We start from the raw sequence: 22,328 nt of genomic DNA, 5'->3' as shown, positions 1-22,328 counted from the left end.
AGACTGCGGTGCATGCCGGAAGGACTACGCGAACGAACACGCCGCGCGGTGCGGGCCGAACTCGCCGAAGTGGCCATCGACCTGTTCGCCCGTCAAGGCTTCGAAGAGACGACCGTCGACGAGATCGCCCGCGCGGCGGGGCTGACCAAACGCAGCTTCTTCCGCTACTTCCCCACGAAGGAAGACGCCGTCTTCGACAGCATCGACGTCACCGGCGAAAACGTGGTCGCCGCCATCGGCGCTCGCCCCGCCGAGGAAGATCCATGGACCTCTCTCCAGCACGTCCTCCGGCACTGGCAGGAAGAGATCCACGCGAGTGAACGAACACTGGCGACGCACCGGCTCATCGAAACGACTCCGGCGCTCGGCGGACGACTGCATCAGCGGCGGACCGAATGGCGGAGGCGGGTGAGCGACGCCCTCCGCGACCGGCCGGGTGCCGGTTTGGACGCGTTCACCGCGGACCTGCTCACCAACGCCGCCACCGCCGTACTCGACGCCGTGTCGGCCGAATGGCTGCGATCCGGGGGCACGGCGGACCGCGTCACCCTGCTGGACCGGGGATTCTCCCTGGCCCGCGTCCGGCTCGTCGAACTCGGCGACTGACTCCGGGATCCACCAGGCATGATGGGGCCGTGCTCTTCGACAAGATCGTCCGCCCCGCTCTCTACCGGGTCTCCGGCAGCGACCCCGAAACCGTGCACGAACGCACCATCGGTTCGCTCGCCAGGCTGAGCCGGGTCTCCCCCGCGCTCGCCGCGCTCGGCCGCGTCTACCGGACGGACGATCCGGTCACCTTCCTCGGCCTGCGTTTCCCGAACCGGGTCGGCCTCGCCGCCGGGATGGACAAGAACGGCCGCGCGCTGCACGCCTGGCCCGCGCTCGGCTTCGGCTTCGTCGAGGTCGGCACGGTCACCCGGTATCCGCAGCCGGGCAACGACAAACCGCGGCTGTTCACCCTCGCCGAGACCGACGCGGTGATCAACCGGATGGGCTTCAACAACGAAGGCGCCGAAGCACTCGCCGCCCGGCTCGCCGCGACCGGGAAGCCGCCGGTGCCGCTCGGCGTCAGCATCGGCAAGTCCAAGGTGACCCCGCTCGACGAAGCCGTCGAGGACTACCGGTTCTCTTTGAGGGCTTTGTACCCGTACGCCGACTACTTCGCGATCAACGTCAGTTCTCCGAACACCCCGGGATTGCGCGCGCTGCAGGACAAGTCCGCGCTGGCCGAACTGCTCGCCGAGCTGCGCAAGACCTCGGCCGAGCTCGCCGGCGACGCGAAGCCGACGCCGGTGCTGGTGAAGGTCGCGCCCGACCTCACCGACGAAGCCCTCGCGGAACTGCTGGAGGTCTGCCTCGACCACGGCGTCGCCGGGCTGATCGCGACCAACACGACGCTGTCGCGCGAAGGGATCGCGCCGCCCGAGGCCGCGATCGGCGAGCAGGCGGGCGGGTTGTCCGGCCGCCCGCTCACCGCGCGCTCGGTCGAGGTGGTGCGGTTCGTGCACGGCGAAACCGGCGGCAAGCTGCCGATCATCGGCGTCGGCGGGATCTTCGACGCCGGCGCCGCCGCACGGATGCTCGACGCCGGCGCCGGTCTCGTCCAGCTCTACACCGGGTTCGCCCTGCACGGTCCCGGTCTGGTCAAGCGGGTCGCCCGAGGTCTCGCGGCCCGGCCGTACTGACGAACCTGAGGTAGGCACGCCAGCACTGGTACCGCGTCAGCTCCGGCGCCGTCGCCGTGGCGGCCTGGTCGCACAGGACGGCCAGCGGCGTTTCCCCGTTCTCCAGCCGGATCCGGCCCAGGACGAACGGGGCGGGCAGCGTGGCGGCGAAGGCGCCGAGAGCGGCGGGCGAAAGCCGCCAGCGTTCACCCGAAAGCATCGTGTGCTCGCCCGTGGCGCTCACCGGCACCACCCCCGGCTGGGGCGGATCGGTGGGCAGCAACACCATCCGGTAGCCCTCACCGGTCTGGACCGGTCCGGTGAACCGCGCCCCGGCACGGACCAGGCTTCCGTTCAACGGCTGCCCGCGCAGATGCGCACCGAACACCACGAGATCCGCACCCGGTGCGGGATAAGGGAAATCGGCCTGTTCGTCGGTGAGCACGGCGGCCAGGTCGATGGCGACCTGGTCGTCGAACGGCCGCACCACCACCGAAACCCCGTACGGCCCGAGATCCGACGGCGACGCCGGAACCGTGACAGCGGCGAGATCGAGCAGGTTGACGAACGCCGTGAAGCGTTCCAGCCGCTTCGAGACACCGTCCGGATCGGACAACGCCTCGGCGACGTCGGGATGGTCAGCGACGGTCGGGAGCACGAGGGCGTCGTACTCGGACAGCATCCGGAGCGCGAGCATCCCGGCCTCGGCGACACGATGCCTGTCGGCGGTGAAGCCGTCGTCGTGGATCAGCTCGCCCACCTTCAGCAGAGCCGAGACCTCCACGGTCTCCACGAGGGCGCCGGACGCCCTCAGCGCCGAAACCGCGCCGAGGAAGGCGGATCGGGACTGCAGCGAAAGGCCGGTGAGCGTGTCGGAGCCCGGGATCGCCACCCGCGGCCGGTCGCCCGCCGACAGCCGGACGTCCGGGGGCCAGTCGCGGGCGAGCGGGTCGATCCCGTCGGGACCGGTCATCAGCCCCAGCGCGCGCTGCCCCAGGGTCAGGCTGCGGGCGAACAGGGCGATCCCGCCGCACGGCGCGGCACCGGTCTTCGGCACGAGCCCCAGCGTCGGCTTCAGCCCGACGATCCCGTTGAGCGAAGCGGGAACCCGGCCCGCGCCGGCGGTGTCCGTGCCGACGCCCAGATCGACGAGACCGAGCGCGACGGCGACGGCCGCACCGCTGCTCGCGCTCCCGGAGACCCGGGCGGTGTTCAGCGCCGCGCTCACGGCGCCGTACGGGCTGCTGGCGTGCTGGAGATCGCTGCCGAACCGGTCGCAGTTGGTCTTGCCGAGCACGACCGCCCCGGCCGCGGTCAGCCGGGACACCGACGTGGCGCCGGTGGCGCGGATCTCTTCCCCCGCCGTGGGAAGACCGGCGACGTCGATCACGTCCGCGACCGCGACCAAGGTGCCCGCGAGCGGCAGGTCCGCGCCCGCGCGCAGCCGCTCGTCGACGGCTTTCGCGTCCACGAGGGCGTCTTCGACCGGGCGGAGGGTGATCCAGACGTCGGGGCGGTCGACTTCGGAAATCCGGTCGTAGGCGGCTATGACGCGCTGGTACGAGCTGGGAGGCGGGACGGGGGTCGGCTCTGGTTCCGGGGGGAGCGTCGTCACTGGGCGTCCTTTCCTCGGTGGGGACGAGAAAGACCACTGCGCGAGATCCACTGTGTCCGGTCCGCCACCCTGGGACGCCCGCTCACGCGGGCTGGGTTCAGGCCCGGGCTGGGATGAGCACTGCGTGCATGTAAGGAACGTTAAGCACCGCGGGTCGCCGTCACCAGCGGATTCGGGTCACGCGAGCGTTTCGGTACCACACAGTGAGCAGGTCGTTACGCAATGGAGTATTAGCGACGACGAATGAGACGATGGTCCAGGAAAGCGCCTGCTCAGGCACCGTGCGGCTGGGCGTGACTCGCGTGATTGAACGCCGATCTCGCGTGATTGGAGACGGAACTCCATGATCCGCCTTCAATCACGCGAGTTACGCCTCCAATCACGCGAGTTTCGGGTTCAGGAGAGTTCGCGCAGGGCCATGGCGAGGCCGGCGAGCTTGTCAGTCGCGTCGGACAGGGACTCCTTGGACGACGTCATGCCGTCCGAGCTCGCCGCGACGGTGTGCCCGGCGGCCGCGACGAGACCGCCGTAGCCGTCGAGGCCGTCTTCGAGTTGCTCGCGCAGTTGCTTGATGGCGGCGTCGAGGGCGCCGCGTTCCCGCTCGGGCGCGGCGTCGCGGCCGCGTTCGATGGCTTGGATCCGGCCCGCGAGGCCGCGCAAGGCCTGCGCCGCCTCGGCGGCCGTGGTGCGAGCGTCCGCGACCGCGATCTCCGAAACCGGCATGGTGCCGAGCGACGTCGGCTGCGAAAGCTGGCGAAGCAGCTCCGCCAGCGAAGCCTCGCTCTCGGCGAGGCGTTCCATCGGCTCCCGCGCGACCGACCGCGCCGGGGGCAGCGGCGGCGGAGCGGCAGGGGCGGCGGGCAGCACGGTGCGGTTGAGCGTCCGCAGCCGCAGCCCCGACTTCACCCCGAAAGTCCCGAAGATGACGGCGAAGGCGCCGCCCGCGATGGCCTGGAGGACTTCGGCCTGACCGTCCTTCAACAGGCCGGTGCCCGCGACGACGGCGAACAGTCCACAAAGGAAGGTGAGGAGGATCCAGAACGTCAGTGCCCGCGAGGCCCGGCGTTTGCGTCGCTCCAGTTTGGCGGCAGGTTCGTTCCAGCGCGCCCATTTGGCCTTCGCGTCGGCCACGACCGGGATCTGCCCCGCGGCCATCGACGTCAGCTGCTGCGAGATCTTCGGCATTGCGGGCATCTGCGGCATCTGCGGGCGGGGCCGCGGCGGCGCCGGCTGAGCGGGCCGCGAGGAACCCTGCTCGGAAGGCGGGATGTAGCGCTGCAGCTTCTCCTGCGCGCGCTGGGCGTAGTCGGGCAGCTTCTCGATGTGCTTCTCAAGCTTGGCGGTGAACTCCCCGAAGTCCTTGCGCCTGCCCTGCCCCATGCCCTCTCCCCTGTCTTCTGGTGAGACCGGTCCCGCACCCGCGCGGGGTGCGGGACCGGCTCCAGTTGGTGTGTCAGGCGGGGTTCTTGCCCTGTTCGGCCTGAACCCGTGCCTGGATCTCACGCTGGATGTCCGCGGAGCTCGACGCCTTCGGCGCGGCGGCGGTCTTGCCGTCGGTCACCTGAGCGACGGAGTCACCCTTCATGGACGCGCGGATCTGCTCGAGGCGCGAGTGCCCCGCGAGCTGCGTAGTGGAGGCCTGGACCTCCATCATCCGGCCCTGGACGGAGTTCTGTGCGAGTTCGGCCGAGCCGAGCGCGGTGGTGTAGCGCTTCTCGATCTTGTCGCGAACGTCTTCCAGCGACGGCGTGTTGCCCGGCGCGGCCAGCTGGCTCATCTGGTTCAGCGAAGCGGAGACCTGCTCCTGCATCTTCGCCTGCTCCAGCTGCGAGAGCAGCTTGGTGCGCTCGGCCAGCTTCTGCTGCAGCATGGTCGCGTTGCGCTCGACGGCCTTCTTCGCCTGCTCCGCCGCCTGAAGCGACTGGTCGTGCAGGGTCTTGAGGTCCTCGATGCTCTGCTCGGCGGTGACGAGCTGCGCGGCGAAGCTCTCCGCCGCGTTCTCGAACTCGGTCGCCTTCTGCTCGTCGCCCTTGGCACGCGCCTCGTCGGCGAGCACCAGCGCCTGGCGGGTCGAAGCCTGCAGCTTCTCCACGTCGCCGAGCTGGCGGTTCAGCTTCATCTCCAGCTGACGCTGGTTACCGATCACCGAGGCGGCTTGCTGGGTCAGCGCCTGGTGGTTGCGCTGCGCCTCCTCGATGGCCTGCTGGATCTGTACCTTCGGGTCGGCGTGCTCGTCGATCTTCGACGAGAACGCCGCCATCATGTACTTCCAGAACTTCACGAACGGGTTGGCCATCTCCTCCGCCTGCCTTCTCGCATCCCACGGGCTGTTACCTCGAGGTGGGGCGTCCCCTCTGTGATGTTGCAACGTCCCGACCCCGGCGTTGAGTTCCATCGTGTCAGGTCGGCGTCCCGCGTTCCAGGCGACCCCGACGGAATTCAGGGATCCCCCTGACTGTGATGTCCACGACGTTTCGGGTTCACCCTCCGTCAGCGGCGCAGCGCGGTCTCCTCGTGCAGGCGTGACAACTTCTCGGGGTTGCGCACCGCGTAGAGCCCGGCGATGAGTCCGTCTTCCACTCGCAACGCGACGACCGTGTCGACCTCCCCGCCGAGCCGGAGGATCAGCGCGGGATGGCCGTTGACCTGCGCCGTGGCCATCGTCGCCGCCTCGTCGCGGACCGGGCGGCTCGCGGCCAGCAACGGCGCGACCAGCGCGGCACCCACCACCGGCTCCAGCACGGCCTGCACCATTCCGCCGCCGTCGCCGAGGAAGACGACGTCCGGTGACAGCACGTCGAGCAGTCCCTGCAGGTCACCGGTCCGGACCGCGCGGTGGAACGCGTCTAGCACGTCCTTGGTCTCGCCGGGGGACGCGGCACCGCGCGGCCGCCGGGCGGCGACGTGCGCCCGCGCCCGGTGGGCGATCTGGTGGACCGCCGCCTGGGTCTTGCCGACGGCTTCGGCGATCTCGCCGTAGGGCACGTCGAACACCTCACGCAGCACGAACACCGCGCGCTCGGTCGGAGTGAGGGTCTCCAGCACCAGCAGCATCGCCATCGAGACGCTGTCGGCCAGCTCGACGTCGTCGGCCACGTCGGGGCTGGTCAGCAGGGGTTCGGGCAGCCAAGGACCGACGTAGGACTCCTTGCGGCGGCCGAGTGTGCGCAGCCTGCCGAGCGCCTGGCGGGTGGTGATGCGGACGAGGTAGGCACGCGGGTTTTCCACGGTGCCGAGGTCGACGCCCGACCAGCGCAGCCAGGTCTCCTGGAGGACGTCCTCCGCGTCGGCGGCCGAACCGAGCATCTCGTAGGCGACGGTGAACAGCAGGTTCCGGTGGGCGACGAACGCCTCCGTGGCGATGTCGGACATGGACTCGCTCCTGTTCTCGGCGACGGCGTGGTCCACACCAGACGCCGCGTCCCGTCGCTTTCTGACACGTCGACGCCGTGGCGCTCGTCACGCCCCGGGCCTGTCAGCGGGGCCGGGCCGCCGGCATCTGGTGGTCGTCAAGTCCGGCACACGACCACGAAAGAGGACGACATCATGGATTCCCGTTTCGACCTGAACGGCACCGAGCTCGGCGCCAAGCTCGGCAAGCGCTTCGCCAACGTGAGTGTGGGCATCAAGGGTTCGCCCCTGCCCAAGGTCACCCAGGAGCTGGTGTCGTTGCGGGCCAGCCAGCTCAACGGCTGCGGTTTCTGCGTCGACGCCCACGCCAAGGACCTGGCGGCCGCCGGGGAACCCGCGGTCCGGGTCAACCTGGTCGCCGCCTGGCGCGAGTCGACGGTGTTCACCGAGGCCGAGCAGGCCGCGCTGGCGCTCGCGGAGGAGGGCAGCCGGATCGCCGACGCGCACCCGGGCGTCTCCGACGAGACCTGGGCGCTGGTGCGGAAGCACTACGACGACGATCAGGTCGTCGCGCTGATCTACCTGGTCGCGATGATCAATGCCGCCAACCGGCTGCTCGTGATCACGCACACCAAGGGCGGCTCCTACCAGGCGGGCACGTTCGACGCGAACTGACGCCGAAAAGGCCCCAGGCGGACTGCCTGGGGCCTCTTCGGCGTTCACGACCTTTGCTAGGCGGCGACCATCTTCGGTGCGGAGATCGTCGTCCGCAGCGTGGGGCTCATCCGCGGCGGCGGCGAGATCCGCAGGTCGGCCAGATCGTTGCCGATCAGCTCGGACACGAGACGGCCGCCTTCGAGCTCGCCCGCTTCGGCGCTTTCCCGCTCCGGAGCGCGCCTCTTGCCCGCTTCGACCTTCTCGTCCACCGGGGCGACCTCGACGTTGTCCATCGCCGAGACGTCCGCCGCGACCTTGTGCAAGAGTTCACCCAGCGGAAGGTCCAGGGCCTCGCAAATGGACGCCAGCAGCTCGCTGGACGCCTCCTTCTGCCCGCGCTCGACCTCGGACAGGTATCCGAGGCTCACCCTGGCGGCGCGGGAGATGTCCCGCAGCGTTCGACGCTGGTTCGTGCGGGCGTGTCGGAGCCGGTCGCCGATCGCCTCGCGCAACAGCACGGTCATCACGCGCCTCCCTTCCAGGACTGACTACCCCCTACGTTACCCAGAGCGGTGCCCTGGGCGCAGGTGTTGACACGGCAATACGCCAAGGGCGAACGCGGCGATCATGCGAGATGTTCCCCCAGCAGGGCGAACGCGCCGGAGACGGCACCGGCCCTGACCGAGGCTCGATCACCGCTCAAGCCCAGCGTACGGACGGTGAGGACGTCCGTCCCGGCGAGCCCGACGTGGACGACGCCGGGCGCGACGCCGTCCTGTCCGTCCGGACCCGCGACGCCGGTGAGGCCGAGGCCCCAGGTGGCGCCGCACCGATCCCTCGCGCCGGCGGCCAACTGCGCCGCGACCTCGGGATGCACGGCGCCGTGGGCGGCGAGGAGGTCTTCGTCGACCCCGGCCAGCTTCGCCTTGAGGTCGGTGGCGTAGACCACCAGCCCGCCTCGCACGACGGCACTCGATCCGGGGACCTCGGTCAGCGTCGCGCAGACCAGACCGGCGGTCAGCGACTCGGCCGTCGCCACCGTCTCCCCGCGCTCGATCAGGTGAGTGATCAAGGTCTCAGGTTTCATGCTCCGGCGGCACGCCTTCCGGCCGCGCGCAGCCGGACCGCGCGCACGACGTAGTCGAGCCCGGTCACGACGGTCAGCGCGAGCGCGAGCCCCATCAGCACCCAGCGCACCGGCTCGGCCGACGCGGGCAGTGGCAGCAGGTATGCGGTGATGGCCGCGATCTGCGCGAGCGTCTTCGCCTTGCCGCCCCGGCTGGCCGGGATGACGCCGTGCCGGATCACCCAGAACCGCAGCAGCGTCACGCCGATCTCGCGGACCGCGATGACGATGGTGACCCACCAGCCCAGTTCGCCGAGCACGCTCAGCCCGATCAGCGCGGCGCCGATCAGCGCCTTGTCGGCGATCGGGTCGGCGATCTTGCCGAAGTCGGTGATCAGCCCGTACTTGCGCGCGACCCAGCCGTCGACCTGGTCGGTGAACGACGCGATCGCGAACAGCGCGGTGGCGATCGCCCGCCAGAACGTGTCCTCCCCGTCCCCGGCGAACAGCGCCAGCACGAACAGCGGCACCAGCACCAGCCGCGACATCGTCAGCAGGTTCGCCAGGTTCAGGGTCGGGACCGGGGTGGCCTCGGGCACCCGGGCGGACTCACCGCCCGTCCCCTCACCGGCCCCGGCGTCGCTCGGGGCGGCATTCACCGGTCGGCCTCGGGCGGCGCGGGCCGCACGATCAGGTCGACGCCCTCGGAGTCGACGACCTCGCAGCGGACGAAGTCGCCCACCGCGAGCTTGGGCAGGTCTTCGGTCTCGATGAGGACGCATTCGCCGTCGACCTCGGGGGCCTGGTGCGCGGCGCGGCCGATCGGGTCCTCGCCGTCCTCCGCCTGCTCGATCAGGACGTCGACGAAGTCGCCGATCCGGTCTTCGGCCCGCTGCGAGGTCAGCTCCTCGACCAGCGCGGAGATCCGCGCGACCCGCTCGGCGACCACGGACTCGTCGAGTTTGCCGTCGAAGGTCTCGGCCTCGGTGCCGTCCTCGTCGGAGTACCCGAAGACGCCCACCGCGTCGAGCCGCGCGCCATTGAGGAAGCGCTCCAGCTCGGCGAGGTCCTCCTCGGTCTCGCCGGGGAACCCGACGATGACGTTGGTGCGGATGCCGGCGTTGGGCGAGAGCTCCCGGATCTGATCGCACAGCGCGAGGAACGAGTCCGTGGAGCCGAAACGGCGCATACGGCGCAGCACGGTCTCGCTGGAGTGCTGGAAGGACAGGTCGAAGTAGTCGGCGACGCCCTGGGTGGTCGCGATGGCCTTGACCAGGCCGGGGCGCGTCTCGGCGGGCTGCAGGTACGAGACGCGGACGCGTTCGATACCGGGCACCGCGGCCAGGCGCGGCACCAGCAGCTCCAGCGCGCGGGCGCCGTCACGGCCGAAGTCCTTGCCGTACGAGGTGGAGTTCTCCGAGACGAGGAAGACCTCCTTGACCCCGTTCTCCGCGAGCCACATCGCCTCGGCGACGATCTCGTCCGGCTGCCGCGACACGAAGGAGCCCCGGAAGGACGGGATCGCGCAGAACGAGCAGCGACGGTCGCAGCCGGAGGCGATCTTCAGCGCGGCCACCGGCGAGGTGTCGAGCCGCGTCCGCAGCACGCGCGGGCCCCAGCCGTGCTGCGCGTGCCCCGGCACCTCGACCGACTCGGCGGCGGTCGGGCGCTGGACCGGGCTGATCGGCAGCAGCTTGCGGCGGTCGGACGGCGTGTGCGACTCGACCTTGCGGCCGGCCACGACGTCGTCGAGACGCTCCGCGAGGTCTGCGTAGTGATCGAAGCCCAGGACCGCGTCGGCCTCGGGCAGGCTCTCGGCCAGCTCGTTGCCGTAACGCTCGGCCATGCAGCCGACCGCGACGACCTTCTTGCCGGTGTCGGAGGCCGCGAGCAGCGTGTCGACGGAGTCCTTCTTCGCGGACTCGACGAAGCCGCAGGTGTTGACGACCACGACGTCGGAGTCCTCGGGCTCGGCGGCGAGCTCCCAGCCGCCCGCCGCCAGCCGTCCGGCGAGTTCCTCGGAATCGACCTCGTTGCGGGCGCAACCGAGGGTCAACAGGGAAACGCGACGGGTGGCGACAGGATCAGTGGTGGGAGAAGGCACGTGCCTTAGGGTAGCTGGCCTGTTCGCGGGGTCGGCGATCGCTCGCTCGGGCGAGCCCTCGACCGGGCCGGGCGCCGGGGATGGCTTAATGGTGGACGTGCCCTCAGACCCTCTCCCGCGCCGCCGCCCCACCGTCCGCCGGGCCAGGATCGCGGACGTCCGCAAGATCAAGGCGCTGGTCGACTCCGACGCCGGGACGGTGCTGCTGGAGAAGGAACTCGTCACCCTCTACGAGAGCGTCCAGGAGTTCTGGGTGGTCGAGGACGGCGACGACGTGCTCGGCTGCGGCGCGCTGCACGTGCTGTGGGAGGACATCGCGGAGCTGCGCACCATCGCGGTCGACAAGGACTCCCGGGGCCGTGGCATCGGGCACGCGCTGGTGGGGCAGCTGATCGACTTCGCGCGCGAGATCGGGCTGAAGCGGCTGTTCGTGCTGACCTTCGAGACGCACTTCTTCGCCGGGCACGGGTTCGTCGAGATCGACGGGACGCCGGTGACCCAGGAGGTCTACGAGGAGATGCGGCGCTCGGCCGATCCGGGGGTCGCGGAGTTCCTGGACCTGCCGTACGTGAAGCCGAACACCTTGGGCAACAGTCGGATGCTGCTGGAGCTTTAGCCCTTCGCGGCGTGGCGCGCGACCCGGACGCGGTTGCCGCACAGCGACGGCGTGCACCACACCCGGCGGCTGTTGGCCGCCACGAACAGCATCGAGCAGTCGTGCGCGCCGCATCGCCGCAGCCGGGCCGCGCGCGGTCCGGACACGAGGTCGATCGCCGCGACCGCGACGGCGGCGAGCGCGATCTCGCCGCCGTCCTCGCCGTGCCAGCACGTCTCCGCTCCCCCGGCGGTAAGCCGTGGACTGGTCGGGACGGCCGCGGCGGCCGCGTTCACCCGCTCGACCGCCCAAGCCTCGGGCTCCCGCGCGGCCACTGTCGCCTCCAGCAGTTCACGCACCGCCGAACGCAGCCGCCTCGTCTGCTCGGCCGAAGGCGCCCGGGCACCTTCGGGCAAAGCTTGAGTCGCCCAGAACTTCGCGTGCCCGTCGTCGAGCAGGTCGATCGACGGCGAGACGGCCAGCATGACCGTGTCGGCGAGGTTCACCGCGAGATCGTCACCGGGAAGCGAGTCGAGATCGAGCATGCCTCGACACTATCAGGTACTAATGGTTTGAGACAGTTTTAACCATTAGGGAGTGCTCATGGCGACCATCCGGCACCGTTCCGTCAAGCTCGGCGACGTCGAGGTCTTCTATCGCGAAGCCGGCGACCCCGACGCGCCCGTGCTGCTCCTGCTGCACGGCTACCCGACGTCTTCGCACCAGTTCGTGCGGCTGATGCGCCGTCTTGCCGGACGTTGGCGGCTCATCGCCCCGGACCTGCCCGGATTCGGGCAGACCGTCACTCCCGAAGGCTTCACGTTCACCTTCGACCGGCTCGCGGAGGTCGTCGGAGACTTCGTGGACGCGCTGGAACTGCGGCGGTACGCGCTCTACGTCTTCGATTTCGGCGCTCCGACGGGTCTTCGGCTGGCCGTCTCGCGGCCGTCCCAGATCACGGCGCTCATCACGCAGAACGGCAACGCCTACGTCGAGGGGCTCGGCCCGGCGATGCCGGACTTCCCTTCCCTGACCGACGAAACCGAGGCGCGGCGCGGATTCGAGGCGATCCTCGAACCGGAGCAGATCCGGTACCAGTACACCGGCGCGCGCGATCCGGAGGCCATCGATCCCGCGAACTACCTGCTGGACGAGTACTTCCTCGGCCTGCCCGGCCGGGCGGAGGCGATGCTGGACCTGTTCTGGGACTACCGGAACAACCCGCCCGCGTATCCGAAGTTCCAGGCGTGGCTGCGTGAAGCCCAGCCGCCCGTGCTCGCCGTCTGGGGTCGCAACGACCCGTTCTTCGTCCCGGCGGGGGCCGAGGCTTTCCGGAATGATGTCCCCTCGGCGGAGGTTCACCTCTTCGACACCGGGCATTTCGCGCTGGAAGAGGACCTCGAACCGATCAGCGAGCTGATCGACCGCTTCCTGGCGAAGCATCTGTAGAAGGGCGGCATATGGACACCTCGGTCACCGATCATCTGCTCAGCACGACGCGAGCGGTCCGCCGCAAGCTCGACCTGGACCGGCCGGTGGAACCCGAGGTGCTCGACGAGTGCCTGCGGCTCGCGCTGCAGGCGCCCACACCGGGCAACCAGCAGGCGTGGCGATGGCTCGTCGTGCGGGATCAGGGCGTGAAGGACCGGCTGTCCGAGCTGTTCCGGCGGGTCGGGAAGGCGTACCTGGAGACGAACGCCGCGGCGCTGGGCGAGGCGATCACCGAGCCTTCGGTGGCGCGGGCGTTCGCTTCGGGACAGCACCTGATCGACGTGATCGACCGGGTGCCCGTGTTCGTCATCCCGTGCCTGACCGGCAGGCCGAGCGGCGACAACGCGGCCGACGCCGCCTTCTACGGCGGGATCTTCCCGGCGGTGTGGAACTTCCAGCTGGCGCTGCGGTCACGCGGCCTCGGCTCGACGCTCACGACGTACCACCTGACCCACGAGGCGGAGGCGGCCGAAATCCTCGGCATCCCCGCCGACGTCACGCAGGTCGGGCTGCTGCCGGTCGCCTACACGACGGTGCCGGATTTCAAACCCGCGGCGCGGGTGCCGCTGTCCGAAGTCGCGTATCTCGACGGGTGGGGCAACGCGCTCTAGGCGCTGTCCTGTGAGTCTGTTCGATGGGCTTCGTGATCCAGGTGGTCCCTGACGGTGCGGGCGGATCGGCCTCGTACCGGGTCGTACTCGGCCGNNGCGAACAAGACTTGCAGGACAGCGCCTAAGCCTTGGACACCCGCAGGGTGACCTGGTCGCCCCCCCCCGAACTCACGGCGACCAGGTCCACCCGGCAGGCGGCGAACTCGACGGACTGCCTGCCACCACGTCCGGTGGAGGCGAGGGGCGCCGTCGTCCGCTCACCGCGTCCCGGTTCGGCCAAGGTCAGCTCGACCACGGCCTCCCCTTCCCAGACGCAGACCATTCCCGTGGCGCAACGGGAATCGGACACCAGTCGAGCGAAGCGGATGCTGACGTCCTTCGACGCGACCTCGGTCGTGTCACCGGTCTTGAGGACGACGGTCTCCCCCAGCTCGACGCTGTTCTGGGCGTCGCGGGCGGGCTGGGGCCGTTGCACCGGCGCGGACTGGGCAGGCGCGGGTTGTTCGCGCGCGGCGGAGCTGCCGGCCCCGCAGGCGAGGCCGACCAATGCGCAGAGGACGACGAGCAGCTTCTTGAGGTCCACGGGTCATGGACGTAGCGGAGGCTCCGGTCCGTTGCACCGGTCGTTCAATTGATCTTTTCGACCAAGGCCCAGACGCCGGTGGACGGGTTCCGACCGTGCTCGAAGCCCAACTCGACGTTGTGCTTCTTCGCGCGCAAGACAGCAGCCTCGATCCCGCTCTCGTAGTCCGCGAACCGCAGGGCCGACTTGCTGAAGCCAGGCACGTGCTTGACCAGGCGTTTCGCCACGTCCCCGTAACAGGTCAACGGCGCCGAACAAGCCTCGAAATGAAGCAGCAACCAGAACTCGAAGCACGGATTCGAGATCGCCAGATTGATCCGGAGCCTGCCGGCCGTCGCCGCGGCCTTGTCGAGGTCGAACTCGTCGACGTCGACCACGCACCACACCTCGTCGTGCGTTCCCTCAGCACGATCGCGCATTCCCGCCGCGTACCTGACCACCGTGTCCGGGTCGCCGCGCTTCGCCTTGATCTTGATGGTGACGGCCGGATTACGTCGTGCCCGTTTGAGCCCCTCGAAATACGCGGGCTCCGTGGCCTCGGCACCGCAGACGACGAGGATCGACGTTCGCTCCTCCCTGAACGCCGACCGCCGTCGGCCACTGTTCTCCCGGCGAGTCATCTGCCCAGCACTGCCTCGGTGAAATCACCCAGAACCGGAACAGCCCCATAGCTACCGGCGAGATAACGCCGTTCGGTGTTCTGGTCTTTGCGCGGTTTGAAGTCCGTGAGCGGGTAGAGCTCGCTGGCGCCCTCGGCGTTCTTGTCGACGAACCAGACTTGGTCCCGGTCCAGCACGTTGTCGCCGAGCATGGTTCCCAAAAGGCTCGTGTCGTGCGTGGTGAAGATGAGCTGGGCGCCGTGGGGATTGGTCTCCTCGGACTGGAACAGACCGACGAGCTTCGCGGTCAACATCGGGTGCAGGCTCGAGTCGATCTCGTCGACCAGAAGCACCTGACCTCCGTCGAGCACGTCCAGAACGGAAGGGATGAGCTCAAGCCAGTTACGCGTGCCCGCGGACTCGTCATCCAGTTCGAACAGAGTGCGGCTGCCGTGGTGCTGGAACGTCAGTCGCCACCGCTTTCCCCGTGGAGGTTGAGACGGGCGGCGGAGGACGGGCCTTCCCCGGCGGAGCTGAAACTCGCCACGGATACCCCCCTGTACCAGCTCAGCGGAGAGGTCTGTGATCCCGACATCCGCAACCGACAACAAGGTCACCAGCCGCTGGGCATTGCGTGGATCGCGCTGGAGGTACTCACCGACCCGATCCGCGAGGCCGTCCGTCGACCAGGACAGATCGGACTGCATGATCCACAACTCCGCCTCGAACCATCGGAATACGGGCATCAGCGGTCCCAGGTCCAGACTGGAACCGAAGCTCAGCAGGAGCACACTCGGGCGGATGAGTTCTTCCAAGGCCCCCAGTTTGCTCGCCAGCTCGGTCGTGGTGGAGCCGAACTTGACGCCTTCACGGAGCCGCTCGAACACCACTCGCCGACGCTTCTCCGGATAGGAGTAGAGCCATTCTTCCGAGATCGCGCCGTCGTCGATCGAGAAACCGTAGGTGTAGCGGACGCCTTCCGTGACGAGTTCGATCACGAAGGTCGACGCCCGCTCCGCGTCGTGCTCACCCAGCCGGAAGCCTTCCCGGTCGGCGAGGCCACAGGATTCCGGCGCGACGACGAGTCCGCACATGAATGCGAGGCCGTCGAGCAAGTTCGACTTTCCGGAGGCGTTCGCCCCGTAGATGGCCGCCACGGGAACCGCCGCGCGCTCGTCCCCCGGCATAGCGGGCATCAGGAGCAACTCCTGCTCGTCGCGAAAAGAGCGATGGTTGCCCAACCGGAAGCTTCGAAGCACCCTGATCACCTCCCTGGCAAAGTTTCAGGCCGTTCTGTGCCAGTAAACCGCACAGAACGGCCTGAAGCATCATCCACGGTCTGGTTCAGTCGTCGGAGACGTCGCCGCCTCCTCCATCCCCGCCGCCGCGGATCATGAACAGCACCGACTCCAGCTCCTCCGGCTTGATCAGCACGTCCCGCGCCTTCGAGCCCTCCGAAGGACCGACGACCCCCCGGCTTTCCAGCAGGTCCATCAGGCGCCCGGCCTTGGCGAAACCGACCCGCAGCTTCCGCTGGAGCATCGACGTCGAGCCGAACTGCGAGGTGACGATCAGCTCGGCGGCCTGCAACAGCACGTCGAGATCGTCGCCGATGTCGGAGTCGATCTCCTTCTTTTCGCCCGCCTTCGCCGCGGTGACGCCGTCGGTGTAGTCCGGCTGCGCCTGCTCCTTGGCGAAGTTCACCACCGCGGCGATCTCTTCGTCGCCGACGAAGGCCCCCTGGATACGGACCGGCTTCCCGGCCCCCATCGGCAGGTACAGCGCGTCACCCATACCGATGAGCTTCTCCGCGCCCGGCTGGTCGAGGATGACCCGCGAGTCGGTGAGCGACGACGTCGCGAACGCCAGCCGCGACGGCACGTTGGTCTTGATCAGGCCGGTCACGACGTCGACCGACGGGCGCTGGGTCGCGAGCACCAGGTGGATACCGGCGGCACGCGCCTTCTGGGTGATCCGGACGATCGCGTCCTCGACGTCGCGCGGGGCGGTCATCATCAGGTCGGCGAGCTCGTCGACGATCGCCATGATGTACGGGTACGGCGCGTACACGCGCTCGCTGCCCGGCGGCGCGGTGATCTCGCCCGAGCGCACCTTCTTGTTGTAGTCGTCGATGTGCCGGACCTTGTTGACCTGCATGTCCTGATACCGCTGCTCCATCTCCTCCACCAGCCAGGCCAGCGCGGCGGCGGCCTTCTTCGGCTGGGTGATGATGGGCGTGATCAGGTGCGGGATGCCCTCGTACGGGGTGAGCTCGACCATCTTCGGGTCGATCAGGATCATCCGGCATTCTTCCGGCGTCGACCGCGCGAGCAGCGACACCAGCATCGAGTTCACGAAGCTCGACTTACCGGAACCGGTGGACCCCGCCACCAGCAGGTGCGGCATCTTCGTCAGGTTCGCGGTGACGAAGTGGCCTTCGATGTCCTTGCCGAGCCCGATGACCATCGGGTGGTTGTCCTTGACCGTCGACGGCGCGCGCAGCACGTCGCCGAGGCGCACCATCTCGCGGTCGGAGTTCGGCACCTCGATGCCGACCGCGGATTTGCCGGGGATCGGCGCCAGCAGCCGGACGTTGTCGGTCGCCACCGCGTAGGCGATGTTCTTGGTCAGCGCGGTGATCTTCTCGACCTTCACGCCGGGGCCGAGTTCGACCTCGTACCGGGTGACCGTCGGGCCCCGTGTGAAGCCGGTGACCTGCGCGTCGACGTTGAACTGCTCCAGCACGCCGGTGATCGCCTCGATCATGGCGTCGTTGGCCTTGCTGCGGGACTTCGGTGCGTCGCCGAGCTTCAGCAGGTCCGGCGGCGGGAGTTTGTAGTCGCCCTCGACGGTCCTGGTGACCGACAGCGGAGCCTCGGCCTTCTTCGGCTTCTTCTCTTCGACAGGCTTGGGTGCGGGCTTCGGCGCACGCAGCGGCGTCGGCGCCTCGGCCAGCGCGGCTTCGATGTCGAGTTGCTCGCCCTCGTGGTCGCCCGAGGCCTGGCGGCGCCGCGACGGCTTCCGCAGGCGGACCGATTTCGGGTCGGCTTCGGTGACGGCGTCGCGTTCCTCGTGGATGGCCTTGCGCTCGGCCTCGGCCTCCTCGATCTCCTCGGGGTCGAGGCCCCAGGTGCGCAGGCGGTGCGGGATCTCACGGACCGGGGTCCCGGTGAACACGAGCGTGCCGAACAGCAGCGCCAGCACCAGCAGCGGCACCGCGACCCAGGTGGTGACCCCCATGGTCAGCAGGCCGCCGGAGAACGCGCCGATCACGCCACCGGCGTACATGCGGCCGTCGTTGGTCTCGGGCAGCGCGGTGAAGATGTGCAGCAGGCCGAGCACCGCCAGCACCACCAGCAGGGTGCCGATGACCATCCGCGGCCGGGCCTCGGGCACCGGTTCCGACCGCATCAGCGCGACGGCCACCACGGTGAGGACGAGCGGGAGCGTCACCGCTCCCGCGCCCAGCAGCGAGCGGGTGCCGACCTCCACCCAGCCGCCGATCGGGCCGGCGGCCCGCCACCACACGCCGAACGCGATCACCAGCGCCAGCGCGATGAGACCGAGGGCGAGACCGTCGCGACGGTGCTCGGGTTCCAGTTCGCGGCCGCGGCCGACCGTCCGCGCGAGGGTGCCGAGGCCCTTCGCGAGCAGGTTCCAGGTGCCGCGCACGCCTTTGGCGAACGTGCCGGACGAGCGCTTCCGTGGCGCGGGACGTCGTGGAGCGGGCTTCCTCGCAGCCGTTGACCTGGGCTTCGCCGGGGTACGCGGCTTTCGCGCCGGCCCCTTGCTGCCGCCGCTTCGCGCCGTACTCCGCTTCCTGGTCGTCGACCCGCTAGCCATGTCTCCACGGTAGCCGCCGTGACCCTCCAGCCCCGGCCGCCACTCGGAGCACATCCGGAACATTCGTCTCAGGTCACAGCTTGAGCGGCCATCCGGGTGAAAAGCGGTTCATGACATGCTCTGCCCATGTTCGCGCTGCATCAGGATGAGAATTCGGCTCGCCGCGCCCCGGCCATCTGGCGCACGATGCTGAACATCGACCGGGGGCTGGTCAACTTCGTCGGCAAACTGACCGTGACCGGCGGTGTTTCGGCGGAACTGCGACGGCGGCCCCTGCTCATGACGGCCAACCACATCGGCGTGTTCGACGCGTTCGTGCTGATGGCGGCCTGCAAACGGATCGGCATCAACCCGCGGTTCATGCTGGCGGGCGGCATCCTCGACGCGCCGGTCATCGGGCCGGCGCTGCGGGTCAGCGGTCACCTGCGGGTCGACCGCAAACAGGCGTCGACGGCCATCGGCCAGTTCGCCGAAGCCGCCGAAGCGCTGCGGACCACGCGCGACCCGCTGATCGTCTACCCCGAGGGCCGGATCAGCCACGATCCCGGCCTGTGGCCGGAGCGCGGCAAGACCGGCGCGGCGCGGCTGGCGCTGGCCGCCGGGGTGCCGGTGATCCCGATCAGCCAGTGGGGCGCGCACGAAGCCGTCTATTGGGGGACGGAGACCGTCAACGGCCCCGCCGATCTGGTGCCGCTCGCCAAGTCCGGGCTGAGCGCGCCCATGCGGCGGCCGCGGTTCAAGGTGCATTTCGGCGAGCCGGTGGACCTGTCGGAGGTCGAGCCGGAGCGGCCGGGCGCCGGTGTCCGCGCGCACGCCAAGATCATGCAGGCGATCACCGACGGCCTGGTCCCGCTGCGCCGCGACGAACTGGACAAGCCGCGATTCCACGACCCGACGCGGCCGACGGACACCGTCAGCCCCTGGAAGAAGCACTGAGTCCCGGATCCTGAGACGGGGGCTCACGCTCGCCTAGGGTCGGCGGACGTGAGCACCCGCATCCTCGTCGTCTACTACAGCGCGACCGGCAACACCGCGAAACTGGCGTCGGCGCTGGCCGACGGCGCCCGCGAGGCCGAAGCCGACGTCCGCGTCCGCACGGTTCCCGAAACCGCCCCGCCCGGTGCGGTGGCGAGCAATCCGCGCTGGCAGGCGTGGGTGGACGCGGGGCCGCACCACGAGACGGCGACGCTGGAAGACCTGGAGTGGGCCGACGGTTTCGCGGCGGGCAGCCCGACCCGGTTCGGCGGCCCGGCCGCGCAGCTGAAGTCCTTTTTGGACAGCACCGGTGGCCTGTGGGCCAAGGGAAAGCTCGTGAACAAGGTCGCGACGTCGTTCACCACCGCGTCCACCGCGCACGGCGGGCTCGAATCGACCGTGCTGGCGACGAACAACATCTTCTACCACTGGGGCGCCATCGTCCTGCCGCTCGGCTACACCGAACCCCACCTGCTCGAATCGGGCAATCCGTACGGCGGCTCGTTCGTGTCGCGCAAGTCCGCCGAACCCGACGACCTCGCCCTGGACGCCCTCCGGCTGCAGGGGCGACGGCTCGCCACCGTCTCGCGCTACATCGCCGACGGGCTTTACAAGGACGGGTGAAGGGAACCGCGCGTCCGTCTCCCGCGTCGTAGTGTGGTCACACAGCGTCACGCTACGGGGAGGAAGCGGGATGACCGGCGGGTACGAGGTGGCCTTGGCGTCGATCGGCGCGGCGTCAGGCGCGGCGAAACGGGCTTCGGCCGACGTCGGGAAGGTGGACCTCGCGGCCACACTCGCCGGTGTCGCGACCGGTTTGCCGGGTGGCGTCTCCGGTGAAGCGGCCCGGCTGCTCGCGGACGCCTGGGGGCGCGCGGTGCCCGGGTGGGCGCGGAACACCGCGGACTACGCCGAACGGCTCGACGCGGCGGCCGTCCGCTACCGCGCCGACGAACTGGCGGCGTCACGGGAACTCGCCGTCTGATGCTCACCTGGGGCGAGGTGCGCCGGTGGGATCCGGCCGCGATCGGCCAGGTCGCCGACGCGCTCAACGACGGTTGCACCCGGATCATCGCCGCGAACGACGACGTCGAAGCCATGGCGCGCTTCACCGGCTGGACCGGTGACGCGGCCATCGCCGCGTCGACGCGGGGCGAATCGCTGACCTCCACCCTGGAGGGGCTCGTCGCCCAGGCGGCCGCGGTCCGGCGGGGCGCGCACGAGGTGCAGATCGCGCTGGACCGGATCGTCGCGTTCGTGCGGGAGACCGACGAACTGGCGCGGCGGAACGGACTGGCCATAGGTCCCGGCGGCGAGATCACGCCGGCGGGTACTCCGTCGCCCGACCAGCCCCGCGTGCTGGCGGAACTGGCGGACCGGGTCGAACAGGGCCTGCGCCGCGCGACCGACGTCGACGCCGATTTCGCCGAGATCCTGCGGCGGGCCCTTCGTGGCGAGATCACCGAACAGGGTGGCGGCACGCTCGCCCAAGCGGCCGACGCCGGAGCCGCGCAAAGCGGCCTGTCGATCATCGGGCCGCCGGAGAACGGCACCCCTGGTGACAACAAGGCGTGGTGGGCGAGCCTGTCGGACACGGCGAAAGTCGCTCTGCTGCAAGGAAATCCAGGTCTCATCGGGAATCTCGACGGTATCCCGGCGGCCGACCGCGACGCCGCCAACCGCGCCGTCCTCGCCCGCGAGATCGCGCGGCTCCAAGGCGATCCCAAACTCAGGGGTCTGGAAGCCATCCGACAGCGGCTGGACCGGTCGGACCCGCAGGCGTTCCTGCTGGGGCTGGACACCGGCGGCGACGGGAAGGCGATCGTTTCCGCGGGGAATCCCGACACCGCGGTGAACGTGGCGACGTACGTGCCGGGGACCGGCTCGGAGCTGTCGAAGATCGGCGGCGACCTCAATCGGTCCGACAAGATGTGGGCCGCGGCGACCACTTCGGGTTCCCCGTCGACCGCCGTGATCACCTGGCTCGGCTATGACGCGCCGAACGAGATCACCGATGCCGCGAGCGCCGAGTACGCCGACGGCGGCAAGGCGGCGCTCGCGCAATTCCAAGACGGGCTACGGGAAACGCATCAAGGACCGCCCTCGCACAACACGGTGATGGGACACAGCTACGGCACCACCGTCGTCGGGCACGCCGCCGTCGACGGCGGCCTCGCCGCGGACGAACTCGTCTTCGTGGCGAGCCCCGGCGTCGGTGCGCACGACGTGAGCGAACTGCATCTCGACGGGGTGAATCAGGACGAGATCGGCAAGCACGTGCACGCGACGGTGGCCGAACACGACATGATCAACCTGGCGAACCTGGAGATCGCCGGGTACGACCCGATCCTCGGCCAGGACCCGGCCGAAGCGGACTTCGGCGGGCAGGTGTTCACGTCTGCGCCTGGCACGGACGGGTGGGGTGGGTACAGCAAGGAAGCGCACAGCGAATACTGGGAAGACAACAACCCGTCGTTGAACAATCTCGGCCAGATCATCGCCGGGAAACCGACGACGTGAACCGGGCCTTCACATTCATCCTCGCCTCGCTGATGTTCTCGGCGGCCTGTTCCCCTGGAGGTGGGGACGACATGGAATCGACGATCACCGAACAGCAGGCTCGCGACAAGGTCGAGCAGTACATCCAAGGCGCGCTGTCGGCGTTGCCCGCCGGTGCCGAGTTGAAGCCGTTCACGCGGAACCGTTCGGAATGCACGGACCCGACGGACAAAGGCCCGCTGGGACGCTTCGAGATCTCCGCGACCTACGAGATCATCGGCCTGGACTCCGCGCGGTTCGCCGAGCACTTCACGGCGATCACCCAGTGGTGGGAGTCGCACGCGTTCAAGATCCTGACCGACTCCCGGCCGACGGATCAGTACGTCTTCGCCCGCAACACCGGCGATGCCTTCGACATGTCGATCAAGGCGAACGATCTCGGCAAGTTCTACATCGGTGCCACTTCCCCCTGCGTCTGGCCGAACGGCACCCCCGAACCCCAGGCCCTCGAAGCCACCGAGCCCGAGCAGCCGGTCGCCGCTCCCCCGGAGCCGGAGCCCGTGCGCAAACCGCGTCGCGCCCCCGTGGACGACGAGGACTTCGCCCAGACGAACTGGACCGACGGCGGCACCTCCTTCTGACCGCCCCAGCTCCCCAGTACGTGAAGGCCCCCTT

Annotated in this window: 24 protein-coding genes; 11 read left to right on the top strand and 13 right to left on the bottom strand. The window is 69.5% G+C overall.

The window, feature by feature from the left end:
* Positions 1-12 precede the first annotated feature (12 nt).
* Positions 13-606: a TetR family transcriptional regulator gene (locus AVR91_RS12405; RefSeq protein WP_228709192.1), complete on the top strand. Its 594-nt coding sequence runs from the start codon at positions 13-15 to the stop codon at positions 604-606.
* A 29-nt stretch (positions 607-635) separates the two neighbouring features.
* Positions 636-1,685, top strand: a complete 1,050-nt coding sequence (locus AVR91_RS12400; RefSeq protein ID WP_063273753.1) for a quinone-dependent dihydroorotate dehydrogenase — start codon at positions 636-638, stop codon at positions 1,683-1,685.
* On the opposite strand, the gene AVR91_RS12395 is transcribed toward AVR91_RS12400, so the two are convergent.
* The 4 genes from AVR91_RS12395 to AVR91_RS12380 all read right to left on the bottom strand — a co-directional run bounded on the left by AVR91_RS12395 (position 1,645) and on the right by AVR91_RS12380 (position 6,651).
* Entirely contained in the window at positions 1,645-3,279 is a 1,635-nt protein-coding gene (locus AVR91_RS12395; protein WP_063273752.1) for an amidase family protein, read from the bottom strand. The genes AVR91_RS12400 and AVR91_RS12395 overlap by 41 nt on opposite strands.
* 396 nt (positions 3,280-3,675) lie before the next feature.
* A complete protein-coding gene (gene pspM, locus AVR91_RS12390; protein WP_063273751.1) occupies positions 3,676-4,659 on the bottom strand; it encodes a phage shock envelope stress response protein PspM in 984 nt (327 codons plus the stop codon).
* Positions 4,660-4,732: 73 nt separating this feature from the next.
* Positions 4,733-5,575, bottom strand: a complete 843-nt coding sequence (locus AVR91_RS12385; protein WP_007029352.1) for a PspA/IM30 family protein — start codon at positions 5,573-5,575, stop codon at positions 4,733-4,735.
* Between the two features lie 194 nt (positions 5,576-5,769).
* On the bottom strand, positions 5,770-6,651 hold the full coding sequence (locus AVR91_RS12380; protein WP_063273797.1) for an RNA polymerase sigma-70 factor: 882 nt from the start codon (positions 6,649-6,651) through the stop codon (positions 5,770-5,772).
* Positions 6,652-6,825: 174 nt separating this feature from the next.
* On the opposite strand from AVR91_RS12380, the gene AVR91_RS12375 reads away from it, so the two are divergent.
* Positions 6,826-7,305: a carboxymuconolactone decarboxylase family protein gene (locus tag AVR91_RS12375; RefSeq protein WP_063273750.1), complete on the top strand. Its 480-nt coding sequence runs from the start codon at positions 6,826-6,828 to the stop codon at positions 7,303-7,305.
* A 56-nt stretch (positions 7,306-7,361) separates the two neighbouring features.
* On the opposite strand, the gene AVR91_RS12370 is transcribed toward AVR91_RS12375, so the two are convergent.
* The 4 genes from AVR91_RS12370 to rimO all read right to left on the bottom strand — a co-directional run bounded on the left by AVR91_RS12370 (position 7,362) and on the right by rimO (position 10,457).
* On the bottom strand, positions 7,362-7,811 hold the full coding sequence (locus AVR91_RS12370; protein ID WP_043847994.1) for a helix-turn-helix domain-containing protein: 450 nt from the start codon (positions 7,809-7,811) through the stop codon (positions 7,362-7,364).
* Positions 7,812-7,912: 101 nt separating this feature from the next.
* On the bottom strand, positions 7,913-8,374 hold the full coding sequence (locus tag AVR91_RS12365; RefSeq protein WP_063273749.1) for a CinA family protein: 462 nt from the start codon (positions 8,372-8,374) through the stop codon (positions 7,913-7,915).
* A complete protein-coding gene (gene pgsA / locus AVR91_RS12360; protein WP_063273748.1) occupies positions 8,371-9,012 on the bottom strand; it encodes a CDP-diacylglycerol--glycerol-3-phosphate 3-phosphatidyltransferase in 642 nt (213 codons plus the stop codon). Before pgsA ends, AVR91_RS12365 begins: the two co-directional genes overlap by 4 nt.
* Positions 9,009-10,457: a 30S ribosomal protein S12 methylthiotransferase RimO gene (gene rimO / locus AVR91_RS12355; RefSeq protein ID WP_063273747.1), complete on the bottom strand. Its 1,449-nt coding sequence runs from the start codon at positions 10,455-10,457 to the stop codon at positions 9,009-9,011. Before rimO ends, pgsA begins: the two co-directional genes overlap by 4 nt.
* An 88-nt stretch (positions 10,458-10,545) precedes the next feature.
* Here rimO and AVR91_RS12350 point away from each other — a divergent pair, with 88 nt between their 5' ends.
* Positions 10,546-11,073 (top strand): amino-acid N-acetyltransferase, encoded by a 528-nt coding sequence (locus tag AVR91_RS12350; protein ID WP_063273746.1) that lies wholly within the window; start codon positions 10,546-10,548, stop codon positions 11,071-11,073.
* Here AVR91_RS12350 and AVR91_RS12345 read toward each other — a convergent pair.
* Positions 11,070-11,597, bottom strand: coding sequence for a CGNR zinc finger domain-containing protein (locus tag AVR91_RS12345; RefSeq protein ID WP_063273745.1), 528 nt, complete (start codon positions 11,595-11,597; stop codon positions 11,070-11,072). The genes AVR91_RS12350 and AVR91_RS12345 overlap by 4 nt on opposite strands.
* 58 nt (positions 11,598-11,655) lie before the next feature.
* On the opposite strand from AVR91_RS12345, the gene AVR91_RS12340 reads away from it, so the two are divergent.
* A complete protein-coding gene (locus AVR91_RS12340) occupies positions 11,656-12,501 on the top strand; it encodes an alpha/beta fold hydrolase (protein ID WP_063273744.1) in 846 nt (281 codons plus the stop codon).
* A gap of 11 nt (positions 12,502-12,512) precedes the next feature.
* Positions 12,513-13,154 carry a nitroreductase family protein gene (locus AVR91_RS12335; protein WP_063273743.1) on the top strand — a complete coding sequence of 214 codons (642 nt, stop codon included), beginning with the start codon at positions 12,513-12,515 and terminating at the stop codon, positions 13,152-13,154.
* Positions 13,155-13,275: 121 nt separating this feature from the next.
* Here AVR91_RS12335 and AVR91_RS12330 read toward each other — a convergent pair whose 3' ends face one another.
* The 4 genes from AVR91_RS12330 to AVR91_RS12315 form a co-directional block, all read right to left on the bottom strand.
* Complete coding sequence (locus tag AVR91_RS12330) at positions 13,276-13,737, bottom strand: hypothetical protein (protein ID WP_063277178.1); 462 nt, start codon at positions 13,735-13,737, stop codon at positions 13,276-13,278.
* 44 nt (positions 13,738-13,781) lie between these two features.
* Positions 13,782-14,357, bottom strand: coding sequence for an RloB family protein (locus AVR91_RS12325; RefSeq protein WP_083737523.1), 576 nt, complete (start codon positions 14,355-14,357; stop codon positions 13,782-13,784).
* The gene (locus AVR91_RS12320) at positions 14,354-15,595 is read right to left on the bottom strand and encodes an AAA family ATPase (RefSeq protein ID WP_063277187.1); all 1,242 of its coding nucleotides are present in this window, start codon (positions 15,593-15,595) and stop codon (positions 14,354-14,356) included. The genes AVR91_RS12325 and AVR91_RS12320 overlap by 4 nt, the downstream gene beginning before the upstream one ends.
* Positions 15,596-15,680: 85 nt before the next feature.
* Complete coding sequence (locus tag AVR91_RS12315) at positions 15,681-18,008, bottom strand: DNA translocase FtsK (RefSeq protein WP_063277179.1); 2,328 nt, start codon at positions 18,006-18,008, stop codon at positions 15,681-15,683.
* A 297-nt stretch (positions 18,009-18,305) separates the two neighbouring features.
* On the opposite strand from AVR91_RS12315, the gene AVR91_RS12310 reads away from it, so the two are divergent.
* The 5 genes from AVR91_RS12310 to AVR91_RS12290 all read left to right on the top strand — a co-directional run bounded on the left by AVR91_RS12310 (position 18,306) and on the right by AVR91_RS12290 (position 22,294).
* Positions 18,306-19,115, top strand: coding sequence for a lysophospholipid acyltransferase family protein (locus AVR91_RS12310; protein WP_063277180.1), 810 nt, complete (start codon positions 18,306-18,308; stop codon positions 19,113-19,115).
* A 48-nt stretch (positions 19,116-19,163) separates the two neighbouring features.
* Positions 19,164-19,778 carry an NAD(P)H:quinone oxidoreductase gene (wrbA, locus tag AVR91_RS12305; protein ID WP_063277181.1) on the top strand — a complete coding sequence of 205 codons (615 nt, stop codon included), beginning with the start codon at positions 19,164-19,166 and terminating at the stop codon, positions 19,776-19,778.
* 70 nt (positions 19,779-19,848) lie between these two features.
* Positions 19,849-20,139, top strand: coding sequence for a hypothetical protein (locus tag AVR91_RS12300; RefSeq protein WP_063277182.1), 291 nt, complete (start codon positions 19,849-19,851; stop codon positions 20,137-20,139).
* Positions 20,139-21,674, top strand: coding sequence for an alpha/beta hydrolase (locus AVR91_RS12295; protein ID WP_063277183.1), 1,536 nt, complete (start codon positions 20,139-20,141; stop codon positions 21,672-21,674). The genes AVR91_RS12300 and AVR91_RS12295 overlap by 1 nt, the downstream gene beginning before the upstream one ends.
* 71 nt (positions 21,675-21,745) lie before the next feature.
* Positions 21,746-22,294 (top strand): hypothetical protein, encoded by a 549-nt coding sequence (locus AVR91_RS12290; RefSeq protein ID WP_063277188.1) that lies wholly within the window; start codon positions 21,746-21,748, stop codon positions 22,292-22,294.
* Positions 22,295-22,328: the final 34 nt, after the last annotated feature.

The sequence above is a fragment of the Amycolatopsis keratiniphila subsp. keratiniphila genome (assembly GCF_001620365.2).
GTDB classification, from domain to species: domain Bacteria; phylum Actinomycetota; class Actinomycetes; order Mycobacteriales; family Pseudonocardiaceae; genus Amycolatopsis; species Amycolatopsis keratiniphila.
Note: the sequence above shows the minus strand (reverse complement) of the source record. Positions and strands in the feature narration are given on the sequence as shown.

What these genes read in the sequence shown, in the direction of transcription:
- AVR91_RS12405 (WP_228709192.1), top strand. Translation starts at nt 13, where the DNA reads ATGCCGGAAGGACTACGCGAACGAACACGCCGCGCGGTGCGGGCCGAA.
- pspM (WP_063273751.1), bottom strand. Translation starts at nt 4,659, where the DNA reads ATGGGGCAGGGCAGGCGCAAGGACTTCGGGGAGTTCACCGCCAAGCTT.
- AVR91_RS12385 (WP_007029352.1), bottom strand. Translation starts at nt 5,575, where the DNA reads ATGGCCAACCCGTTCGTGAAGTTCTGGAAGTACATGATGGCGGCGTTC.
- AVR91_RS12380 (WP_063273797.1), bottom strand. Translation starts at nt 6,651, where the DNA reads ATGTCCGACATCGCCACGGAGGCGTTCGTCGCCCACCGGAACCTGCTG.
- AVR91_RS12375 (WP_063273750.1), top strand. Translation starts at nt 6,826, where the DNA reads ATGGATTCCCGTTTCGACCTGAACGGCACCGAGCTCGGCGCCAAGCTC.
- AVR91_RS12370 (WP_043847994.1), bottom strand. Translation starts at nt 7,811, where the DNA reads ATGACCGTGCTGTTGCGCGAGGCGATCGGCGACCGGCTCCGACACGCC.
- AVR91_RS12365 (WP_063273749.1), bottom strand. Translation starts at nt 8,374, where the DNA reads ATGAAACCTGAGACCTTGATCACTCACCTGATCGAGCGCGGGGAGACG.
- AVR91_RS12350 (WP_063273746.1), top strand. Translation starts at nt 10,546, where the DNA reads ATGGTGGACGTGCCCTCAGACCCTCTCCCGCGCCGCCGCCCCACCGTC.
- AVR91_RS12345 (WP_063273745.1), bottom strand. Translation starts at nt 11,597, where the DNA reads ATGCTCGATCTCGACTCGCTTCCCGGTGACGATCTCGCGGTGAACCTC.
- AVR91_RS12340 (WP_063273744.1), top strand. Translation starts at nt 11,656, where the DNA reads ATGGCGACCATCCGGCACCGTTCCGTCAAGCTCGGCGACGTCGAGGTC.
- AVR91_RS12335 (WP_063273743.1), top strand. Translation starts at nt 12,513, where the DNA reads ATGGACACCTCGGTCACCGATCATCTGCTCAGCACGACGCGAGCGGTC.
- AVR91_RS12325 (WP_083737523.1), bottom strand. Translation starts at nt 14,357, where the DNA reads ATGACTCGCCGGGAGAACAGTGGCCGACGGCGGTCGGCGTTCAGGGAG.
- AVR91_RS12310 (WP_063277180.1), top strand. Translation starts at nt 18,306, where the DNA reads ATGTTCGCGCTGCATCAGGATGAGAATTCGGCTCGCCGCGCCCCGGCC.
- AVR91_RS12300 (WP_063277182.1), top strand. Translation starts at nt 19,849, where the DNA reads ATGACCGGCGGGTACGAGGTGGCCTTGGCGTCGATCGGCGCGGCGTCA.
- AVR91_RS12295 (WP_063277183.1), top strand. Translation starts at nt 20,139, where the DNA reads ATGCTCACCTGGGGCGAGGTGCGCCGGTGGGATCCGGCCGCGATCGGC.
- AVR91_RS12290 (WP_063277188.1), top strand. Translation starts at nt 21,746, where the DNA reads ATGGAATCGACGATCACCGAACAGCAGGCTCGCGACAAGGTCGAGCAG.